This window comes from Bacillus sp. 491mf (assembly GCF_900112415.1).
Taxonomy (GTDB): domain Bacteria; phylum Bacillota; class Bacilli; order Bacillales; family Bacillaceae_G; genus Bacillus_A.
The window spans coordinates 1-10744 of sequence record NZ_FOLV01000043.1; the positions used below are offsets into that span (position 1 = coordinate 1).

The following is a 10744-nucleotide window of genomic DNA, read 5'->3' on the forward strand; positions in this document are numbered from 1 at the left end:
GTAGCAGAACTATTAAAAGCAGTAATGTAAGTTCATGATTCCGCAATTATTTATAAAAATTATCATACAAATGACCTGTATAGCAAAGATGAATTGATGTGCAGGTCATTTGTGTGAGTAAAATTCATTATCATAATGTAAAACAGGAGCGATTAGAGTGCCAATTATATGGAAAGCTAATCGCTATTTTTCTGTTTTTCTCTACTATGTTTAACATGCGTCAACTTCGTTTGAAAAAAGTTCTGCTTTAAAAGGGTGTTTCTCCTAATATATAGGTTAAACATTATATTATTATAATAATGCCAATCATTTTATTTAAATAGCAACAACATTTATGAAAAAAGCCACTCTTCCATTTGAAAGAGTGGCTTTTTTCAATCTTACATAAATGTAAGGTTTATGTAAGAGAAATAGATAGCCTACTATTATTGGGAATGTTATAGTAGCAAGGTGATTTGGAAAGGAATTCTAATATAACTTTTTTATAGAGATAAGGTTTCTTATATAACAATTTTAATTGTGTAAGGAAGTGTGATCGTGGCAAGGATAATGATAAGGTAAAGCGAGGGATATAGTAATGAAGACAGTATTAAAAGCTAATGATATTAGAAAAGTATATAATACCGGTGGAAATACATACGAGGCGTTAAAAGGCATTAACTTGCGAGTGAAAGAAGGCGAGTTCGTTGGAATTATGGGGCCGTCTGGATCAGGGAAAACAACTTTATTGAATGTTCTTTCTACAATTGATAACGCAACGAGCGGTGAAGCTTTAATTGATGGAAATGATATTGTGAAAATGAATGATGATAAATTAGCGTTGTTCCGTCGTGATCACTTAGGGTTTATTTTTCAAGATTATAATTTATTAGATACGTTAACGGTGAAAGAAAATATTGCACTCCCACTTGCGCTATCAAAAGTAAAGGCAAGTGAAATTAACCGCCGCGTTCTTGAAATCGCGAAAAAATTTGGCATTGATCATATTTTAAATCAATATCCATACCAAGTATCCGGTGGACAAAAGCAGCGCTGTGCAGCTTCGCGTGCGATTGTTACAAACCCAAGGATCATTTTTGGAGATGAGCCAACAGGTGCGCTAGATTCTAAGTCTGCAACTGATTTATTGGAGAGTTTGAAATCATTAAATGAATATGACCAATCGACGATTTTAATGGTTACGCACGATGCGTTTGCTGCAAGTTATTGTAAGCGCGTTATTTTCATTAAGGATGGTGAGTTATTTAAAGAACTGCACAAAGGAGAATTTACACGTAAGCAATTTTTTGGGCGAGTATTAGATGTAATGTCTACGATCTCTGGAGGTGCAGTAGATGACGTTAGCTAGTATCGCCCTTCGCAATATAAAGCGTAACTTTAAAGATTATGCTTTATATTTTATGTCGATGATCTTTAGTATCGTCATTTATTTTACATTTGCATCGCTTCAATATAATACGCAAATAGAAAAAGCAGTGGAAGGGTCGAAAAAAATTAGCGGTGCCTTCCAAGTTTCTAGCGTGATGCTCATTATTTTCGTAGCGGTATTTATTATTTATTCCAATGGTTTCTTTACACGGAAACGAAAAAAAGAAGTTGGTTTATACTCTTTACTCGGAATTCGTAAACGCCAAATTGGGAAAATGCTGTTTTATGAAAATTTGTTAATGGGGTTAATGTCGCTAGTCATTGGGATTGTAATTGGCAGTGTACTATCTAAGTTCTTTCTTGAATTATTAGTAGGCTTAATGGGACTTGATTTACAAGTTCATTTTGAAGTACCGCTAGCGGCGATTATGAATACAGCAATTGTTTTCTTTATTATTATTTTATACACGTCGCTGCAAGGATATCGTTTAATCTATCGCTTTAAATTAATTGAACTATTCCGCGCTGAACGTGAAGGAGAAGGAATGCCGAAAGAATCTATTATTATGGCATGTATTGCAGTATTCTTAATTGCTTCTGGATATTTCTTATCACTTCTATTTATGAAAGCAATTCAATACGCAGATTTCATGATGATCGCATTTTATATTTTATGTGCGACCGTACTTGGTACGTATTTATTATTTATGTTCTTTACAGTTGTTGTTTTAAGAAGAGCAAGAAATCATAAAGCATCCTTTTATAATGGAATGAATATGGTAACAACATCTCAGCTTTTATACCGTATTAAAGGAAATGCCAAATCTTTGGCGACAATTTCTATTTTGAGCGCGCTAACATTAACGGCTGTTGGTACATCTGTTACGACGTATTATAATACATTTACACAAGCGAAGGATTTTGCCCCGTATAGTTTTTCTTATGAGAAAAAAGATGCCGCTTTTGAACAAAAGGTGAATGCAACCTTCGCAGAGGAGAAGAAGCACAATCCGATTACAGAGCAATTTGAAATTGAAATGGTGCCGGTGAAGGGGAAATTCGTAGGCAAAAAAGCAAATATAACTATGAATGATCATTATATAATGACAGAACGGTATCAGCTTGTGTCACAGTCAGGTTTCAATATAATTGCGAAAAAAATGAATGTAGATGCGGTAAGTTTAACAGCAGGAGAAGCATTTGTATTTGATGGTATGTATGTCGAAGGAAAAGAGTTTAGTACAGCATACAAAGGAAAGAAAGCAGTATTTCCTATTGGAAATAAAACGAAGGCATTAACAATTAAAGATGCTGAAGGTCTTAATGTTACGAATTTAGGAGAAGTAGTAGTTGTTGTGCCAGATGCCGTATATGAACAAGCAAAAAAGACATCTAAAACAAGAGTTGTCCAAAATGTAAATGTGAAAAATGAGAAAGACAGTAAAGTATTAACGGAGAAGCTAGTAAAGGTTATGCCGAGAGGTTCTGAATTTGCCCCGGTCTTTAAGGATTTCTATACCGGGTTTAAAGACGGTATGGAAGAAGCGGGTATGATGATGTTCATCGGTGTTTTCTTAGGGCTTGTATTTTTACTTGCAACAGGATCTATTATTTACTTCAAACAGTTAACGGAAGCAAATGCAGACCGCGAACGCTACGTTGTTCTTCGGAAAATTGGCGTAACGAAGCAAGAAATGAAGAGAGCAATTGCAAAGCAGATCCTCTTTATTTTTGCGATTCCTTTAGCGGTTGGCATTTTGCATAGCTTATTTGCGCTAAAAGGATTATCAAACTTATTGACGTTTGAAATTTTAATTCCGTTATTAATGATTATCGGCGTGTACAGTATAATTTATATTGGTTATTACTTCTTAACGGTTCGTTCTTATCTTAAGATTGTGAGCGGAGAGTAGTAGAAAGTTCTAGCGGGCGGACCTTTTATATGTCGAATATCACCGAAGGATCTTTAAATTCTGTCGAAGCGCCGATATATTGCAAAAAGCGCTGATAAATTCACCATTTCCGCCGATATATCGGTGAAAGCGTAAAAAAGGATTGATTTCAAAAGTAATGTACCTTTTGAGATCAATCCTTTTTTGCTAAGTATGTATGTCGTATTATTTATCAGTTGCAACTGACGCAATATAAGGTAAGTTACGATATTTCTCAGCACAGTCAATGCCGTAGCCAACGATGAATTCATCTGGAATCACGAAGCCAACATATTCCGCTTTTAAATCAACTTTACGGCGTTCTGGCTTATCAAGAAGCGTACAGAATTTTAACGTTTTCGGTTTATGCATCAAGAAGTGGTCTTTTAAGAAGTGAAGTGTTAGACCAGAATCGATAATATCTTCTACTACGATTACATTTTTACCAGTAATATTTACATCGATATCTTTTAGTAGTTTCACTTTTCCAGTTGTTGTTGTTTGGTTTCCGTAGCTAGATGCAGAAATGAAATCAATTGTTACATCATTTTTAATATGACGAATTAAATCTGCTGCAAATACGAAAGAACCTTTTAATACAGCAATAACAAAAATTTCTTCTCCCTCAAAATCACGTTCGATTTGCAGTGCTAATTCTTTTACTTTTTCTTGTAGCTGTTCTTGTGAGAATAAAGTATCTTTTAGTTGAATATCCATTGGAAGCCTCCTACATTGTCAAACTTATGCACAGTTTGACTGTAAAGGATTGATAGGAAAAAGTCAAAGAAGAGGGTTCTCACTTTAAAAAGAATATACATAATATTTGGAATGTAATGGAGTGAAACAAAAAAGGAGCTGACTCAAAAGTCACTCCTTTTTTCCGTTATCGACTGTTCTTTGCAATATATCGGCGCTTTTCACGATATATCGACCACTTTTTAGAATATATCAGCGCTTTTCACAATATATCGGCGCTTCGACACGATTTAAAGACCGTTCGACGATATTCGACATACAAGTAGTCGATTTGCTGATCTGAATCATACCGAAAAGTGAAACTTTTCGTACTGCCTAGCACCATTGTCTTGTAATAAATTACCTAATTGTGATTTTTTTATCTGCAATATTTTTCTCTTAAAGCTAGTATATAGTTTACAGATTGTTGAACACCTTTTTCTTGATCTTCAAGCATTTGTTCTAATAGATGTTCAGGTGGATAATAGTAATCTGCCGTCTTCAGAACATTTAATTCATATGGAGGATTTTCTACTTTGAATGCTCCCACGCCGACTTCATATACGCCTCCAGTTCCTTTTGGACGTTTAAATGGAGCTACATATGGAAAACACATTTCTACATTGATTCTTGTTAGTGTTGATTCATTCACTAATATTTTAAAGCATTCTTCTAAGTCGATATTTCCAGTTCCTGCTGGGACCCCACAAACTATATGGTCTTCACCGTCATGAATGACAATATGATCTTTAAAATGAGTTGTGTAGGCATACGGAGCTAACTTTCTTACTGCTTCAACTGGATCTTCCCATGCCATCATTCCATTTCCTAAATCACAATGTGCTCCAACCCATGGGCTATTCACTTCTTCAATAATTTTAATTACTTCAGCTGTTGTTTCTTCTTCGTGATTTTCAACACCAAGTTTAATTCGATATTTTTTTAATAATGGTACGACTTGTTTGAGTTCTTCAGGAGCTTTAGCCATTTTTTCAGCATCGTATTCACCTACACAAACGTAAGTACGAATGACATCTGCACCAATTTGATTTGCGATATCTATTACTTTTGTTAAATGCTCTATATCTGTACCTCTTGTATCAATTTCAGCGTATAAACCATATTTTTGAATTTCATCTCGAACCTTTTTCAAGTGATCAGGCTCGTTCCCGCCAAGCACTCCCCACTCTGGATGTAAATGTTTGTCTGCCTCATTTGTAATAATATTAATTTGTACTCCGTCTAATCCGAGTTCAGCAGTTTTTCTTATAAAGTCAAAAATATCCATACGTTTATTGTGGAAAAATAAATGGTAGCTTTCTGTTTCTAATCCAATTTTCATGATAATCTCACCTTTCCTATCTCCATGTTAGTAATCTCATGCTTCATTTAAAACTGAACTTTCCTCATTTACTTGTAAATTTTTTTTCTTTTTGACAATTCGAACTAAATAACTACTAATAATTAGACCAAGCACGGAAAAAGCAATCATTGTTAAAAATACATGTCTATAACCAGCCATTCCTGGTGCTCTATCTAACATGTTTCCGTATAGAGAAAATGCAAACATCGAAGGTGAATATCCTATTAAACAAGCAATGGAAACAGATGCACCACTGATTTCTCTTGGGATTCCCACCTCATCAATAGGAGCAAAAAATACTGCTCTTTGAGTGAAAATAATTGTGCCAAAGCTAAGTGTAAAGATCATTCCAGTATATACATTCATCGTCTCATGAGGTAAGAAGATAAAAATAGTCATTGCGATAATTGCGACTATAAAAGCAAGTCTCAAATATTTAGATGGAGACTTAAATTTTTTATCAGCTAAGAACCCTCCTAGCGGACCACCAACCATTTTTATAGCGTATTGATTGATAATTCCATAAGCGCCTACTAGTGCAACAGGCATACCATAAATATCTTTTAAAAACGGGATAAAATATGTTAAACCTATATAGACGGAATAAACAGAGAATATAGTAAATGCTACGGCCCATACTTCAGGCATCTTTAATGCTTGTAGAGCGCCGTCAAGTGCAGCTTTACTTTTGTTAATTTTATTACCTTGTTCATCAGTATCTATTATTTCATCATCTTCTACTAAGAAATAAGAAATGATACCAATAAAAATTGCTGCTGATGCAAGGAAAATGATTGCACCTCTAAAGCCAGCTGCTCCTGATCCTAACCAACTAAAAATGGCAAGGGCACCAAAAGCGATAACTGTATCAACCACGCCTCTTCCTGCTTCAAGGAAACCGAAAACTCTACCTTGTTCATCTTTATCTCCTAATAACCTTACAGCTTTAATTAACGCAGGCCAATATGCAGTCTCTGCAAATAAAGCGAAAACAATCCAAACGGTTAAAACGCCATAATAACCAGGAAATGTTGTTAAATACAACCCTGATACGCCAACACCAATTAAGCTGAACGGTATGATTTTCTTCTTGGAAAACCTGTCCACTATGTACATCGATGCGATATAACCAAATGCTTGGATAATTCCATAAACTGATAAGATTACACCTATTTGAGTATGAGATAAGTGAAAATATTCCATCATGGGAATATAAAAAGCATCTTTTAAAAACGGAAGTTTAAAAATTGTTCCTCCACCTAAAATCAGTACGACAAGTGCAAACCACTTATTTTTTTTTGGAGTATCCATCCTTTTCCCCCCCTCAGAGGTTAATTTTTTAAAAAAAGATAACGCTTTCATAAAACTTAAAACTTGTCATCCCATCACTATAAAGATTAAGTATTTTAATCGTTTCATAATAAGGGAATGTTATCTCATTTTTCCTATTTAATTTTTCTGCATGAAAAATTTATAAAGTTGCAATCATTCTTTTCCTTTTCAGAGATTAATTTTTTATAAAAGATAGCGCTTTCATAAGGCCTGGAAATTTATCACTCCATTACTATAAAGATTAAGTATTTTAATCGTTTCATAGTAAGGGAATGTTATCTTATTTTTCCTATTCAATTTTTCAGTATGAAAAATTTATAAAGTTGCAATCACTTCGATCTCAACAAGTGCATCTTTTGGTAATCGTGCGATTTGAATGGCACTTCGAGCAGGGAAATTTTCTGTAAAGTAAGTAGTGTAAACTTCATTCATTTGTGCAAAATGATTCATATCTTTTAAAAATACGGTTGTTTTAACAACTTTACTTAAATCGCTTCCTGCTTCTTCTAGGATGGCTTTTACATTCTCTAATGACAGTATTGTTTGCTCTTTAATTGTTTCAGGCATTTCTCCGTTTTTAGGATCAATCGGCAGTTGCCCAGAAGTAAAGATAAAATTGCCCGCTTTCATTGCTTGTGAATAAGGACCAATTGCACCTGGTGCACGTTCAGTAGAAATAACCGTGTTCATTCAAAAAACCCCCTGTGATAATAATTTTTTTTTATTATAATAATTTCTTAGCACAAGTTTATTTTAATGCTATATTTTTAATATTTCAATAGATATTTTGAAAAAAGTTAAAAAATAATAATAAATTTTCGTTGTGATAATAATTTATTATTTGGTAAATTATTATAGAAAGGAAAAATCAAGAAAAACTGGGTGGAAGTCATCTTATTATCTTCTAAGGAAGGATTGTGTAGTAAAATAGTAGTGGTTAGAGTCATTAAGCCAGCCTTCTCTATGTCTTGTTAAGAGATGTAGGAGATTATGTTGTATACTATAAAAGGAAGAAAGCAAAGTGTTGGTACGAAATTTTATACTTTCTTCTTATCTTAAAAAGAGGTGCGATATCAATGGAAAATAAAGAAAAGTTAAAGCGGTATATTCCTCTTGTCCATTTCATTGCAGAAGTAATTGGAGAAAATTGTGAAGTTGTTTTGCATGATGTTACGAATCCAGACGAATCTATAATAGAGGCTGTGAACGGACATCTTAGTGGAAGAAACGTTGGTGGACATTTAACAGATCTAGCTTTAAAGATTCTACAAGAAAAAAAATATATAGATAAACATTATATTTCTAATTACAAAGGAAACTCAAAAAATAATCAGACGTTTCGTTCGTCAAGCTATTTTATTAAAGATGAAAACAACAGCATAATTGGAATGCTGTGTGTGAACATTGATATTAGTAATGTGATAAAGGCAAGGGACTGGTTAGACAATATAATTATGAGTAATACTAGCGTGAATGTAGAGGAAGAGAAGGCTCATCCTAATCTTGAATTAGACCTTTCTGAGAACTTAGAAGAAAATCTAGATAGTCTTCTTTCATCACTTATTACAGGAGTTTTATTAGAATGTGAAGTTTCGCCTGAGAGAATGTCTCCTGATGAAAAAATGGAAGTGATAAAAAAACTTAATGATAAAGGGGTATTTTTACTTAAAGGCGGCGTAAGTGAAGTAGCTAAACATTTAAAGGCATCAGAAGCAACGATCTATCGGTATTTAAACAAGGTAAAGTAAATGGCACATTTACTTTACCTTACTTTACTTTGTTCCATTAACGGTACTGTCATATGAAGCGAATTTGTATCTCTTATTTAATTAGGTCTTGCGAAGTGAAATAGCATTATATTAAGATTTACAAAGAACCTTACAAAAGTGTAAGGTTCTTTGTAAGGTAAATCGATAGTTTAGCAGCATTATTTTGAATAAACTTATCTATGAAAAGCACACACATTTTAGAGAAGTAAGACGTTAGGCACTACAATTGAAAGGAGAGAGAGAATGGAGAAGCGCTCAGAGGCTCTTGCTTTATTATTAGAAAATGATGCGATTATGTTAGCTAATAATAAAGATCATACAACTGTCATTGATCAGCGAGAAATACTAGTAGATTCAAGCGATAAAATCGTATGGTACAAATGGAATGAGAATTACAAAGAGAACATAAATGAGCAATATCACATAGGGTATGATGTGCATAGAGTTGTTTTATGGAATGAGATGAAATCTTGGATTCATAGGCAAAACGGTAAGAATGAATTTGAGAGCAGCCGCGCACTCCATTCTCTTTCTCCAAAAGTGGTAAGAAACAGAGAGTCACATTAGGAAAGTAACTAAGAAAACTGAGACACAAAAAAAGATTGCTGATTAAGCAATCTTTTTTTGGTTGTTGCTAGATAAATAGGATTTAGGATTGGATTCCATGTTTTTTGTTGTATTCTAGCTCTTTTGCTCCACGATGAGCCAATATACAGCAGATGATACAGCAAACAGTTGCTGCTAGTAATACATAGAAACCACCATTCCATCCTACCTTGTCGACCATTACTCCAAAGAGAGTCGTACCTAAAGATGCACCTAGAATGTAACTCATAAAACCTCGCAAACCAACTGCAGAGCCAACAGCGAAAGCTGGAACTACCTCCATAGTTTGTACTGAAGCTAGAAACTGTGGAATGTAAATCAAGCAACCAATAATAGCAGCGAAGATCGTTACCCAATGTAAAGATGTACTTTGCCAGTAACCGATGATGCAGACAAGTATCATTGACATAGCAATGATTGCTGGCGGCATGCGGCGCCCTTTGAATAATTTATCTGATACATAACCAGCCAGAAGGGTAGAAGGAATAGCTGCCCATTCAAAGAATAAAAAGGCCACACTCATCTCTTCTTTAGTGAAATGTTTCACATGTAATAAATAAATAGGTAACCAGCTTATAATGCCGAAACGAACCATGTAAACGAAAACATCTACGAAGGAAACGAACCATGCATTTTTGTTAAATAAAACATAATTCTTGAAAATCTGCCAAGCACTCATGTCTGTTGGTGGTTTTGAATCAACACTTTGTTTTGTTTTCGAATCGGATTCGTCTTTGACGATTTCGTTTAACGGAGGTAATCCCTCACTTACCGGTGAGCCTTTAATAAGAGCTAATATTACTAGAGCAATAACAATAGCTATAGCAGCAGGGACTTGGTAGCTTGCCGCTTGCCAGTGATTGGAGCCTAACATAGCAAAACTCATACCGACGATAGGTGCTACGATACCTCCGCCTATATTGTGAGAAATATTCCATATCGCACCGACAGTTCCTCTTTCCTTACGAGGAAACCAATTTGCGATGGTAATAAAGCTAGGTCCAACTCCCATTCCTTGGAAGAACCCATTGAAAACAACAAGAATTGCAAACATCCAAAATGCCGTGCTGAATCCCATCATAATATTGACCATAGCACAAAGAAGCAAACCAAGCGCCATATAACTTTTAGGATTCGCTTTGTCGGCTAAACTACTCATCAAACCTTTACTAACTCCATAAGCGATAAGCATGCAACTGCTTAATAATCCTATTTCTGTAGCACTAAGGTTAAGGTGTTCCTTCAAATAAGGAGTAGATAAGGCAAAGTTGTTACGTACTATATAGTAAGCTATGTAACCTAAGAACACCCCTAATAAAGATTGTATCCGGAAAAGCTTATAGGTTTTTTGAACCTGATCTGGTGCTATTTTTGTAGTAGCAATTTTAGGTTTCAAAAATGAGAACATATTATCTACCTCGATTTCTTTACTTTGATTTACAAAAAACTTAGACTAGCATGAAATTTAGTATATAAATAGAATGCCAATTTGGTGAAGACGTTTTCACAAATACTTGCGTTATATCATACCTCCTTTGTTACATTATCTTATATGCCAATTCGTTAAAATATCAGTAAATATCTGATTTTATGTAGGATAAAATAGTAGAGTCTGTCAGAATTTATCCTACAAGCAATAT

9 protein-coding genes are annotated in these 10744 nt (G+C 34.4%); 4 read left to right on the top strand and 5 right to left on the bottom strand.

Features of this window, described 5'->3' with window-relative positions:
* Positions 1-577 precede the first annotated feature (577 nt).
* Positions 578-1348, top strand: coding sequence for an ABC transporter ATP-binding protein (locus BM211_RS22265; protein ID WP_035436343.1), 771 nt, complete (start codon positions 578-580; stop codon positions 1346-1348).
* Positions 1335-3281, top strand: a complete 1947-nt coding sequence (locus BM211_RS22270) for an ABC transporter permease (protein ID WP_035436340.1) — start codon at positions 1335-1337, stop codon at positions 3279-3281. The genes BM211_RS22265 and BM211_RS22270 overlap by 14 nt, the downstream gene beginning before the upstream one ends.
* Before the next feature lie 204 nt (positions 3282-3485).
* Here the strand turns inward: BM211_RS22270 and hpt are convergent, their stop codons facing one another.
* From hpt to BM211_RS22290, 4 genes are all read right to left on the bottom strand, one after another.
* The gene (gene hpt / locus BM211_RS22275; RefSeq protein WP_035436337.1) at positions 3486-4016 is read right to left on the bottom strand and encodes a hypoxanthine phosphoribosyltransferase; all 531 of its coding nucleotides are present in this window, start codon (positions 4014-4016) and stop codon (positions 3486-3488) included.
* A gap of 397 nt (positions 4017-4413) precedes the next feature.
* Positions 4414-5376: a sugar phosphate isomerase/epimerase family protein gene (locus BM211_RS22280; protein ID WP_090999619.1), complete on the bottom strand. Its 963-nt coding sequence runs from the start codon at positions 5374-5376 to the stop codon at positions 4414-4416.
* Positions 5377-5412: 36 nt separating this feature from the next.
* Positions 5413-6708: an MFS transporter gene (locus tag BM211_RS22285; protein ID WP_090999621.1), complete on the bottom strand. Its 1296-nt coding sequence runs from the start codon at positions 6706-6708 to the stop codon at positions 5413-5415.
* A gap of 336 nt (positions 6709-7044) precedes the next feature.
* Positions 7045-7419: a RidA family protein gene (locus tag BM211_RS22290; RefSeq protein WP_090999623.1), complete on the bottom strand. Its 375-nt coding sequence runs from the start codon at positions 7417-7419 to the stop codon at positions 7045-7047.
* 386 nt (positions 7420-7805) lie between these two features.
* Here BM211_RS22290 and BM211_RS22295 point away from each other — a divergent pair, with 386 nt between their 5' ends.
* A complete protein-coding gene (locus BM211_RS22295) occupies positions 7806-8477 on the top strand; it encodes a helix-turn-helix transcriptional regulator (protein WP_090999624.1) in 672 nt (223 codons plus the stop codon).
* Between the two features lie 264 nt (positions 8478-8741).
* Positions 8742-9065 (top strand): hypothetical protein, encoded by a 324-nt coding sequence (locus BM211_RS22300; protein ID WP_090999626.1) that lies wholly within the window; start codon positions 8742-8744, stop codon positions 9063-9065.
* An 82-nt stretch (positions 9066-9147) separates the two neighbouring features.
* Here BM211_RS22300 and BM211_RS22305 read toward each other — a convergent pair whose 3' ends face one another.
* Positions 9148-10512, bottom strand: a complete 1365-nt coding sequence (locus BM211_RS22305; protein ID WP_090999627.1) for a phosphoglycerate transporter PgtP — start codon at positions 10510-10512, stop codon at positions 9148-9150.
* Positions 10513-10744: the final 232 nt, after the last annotated feature.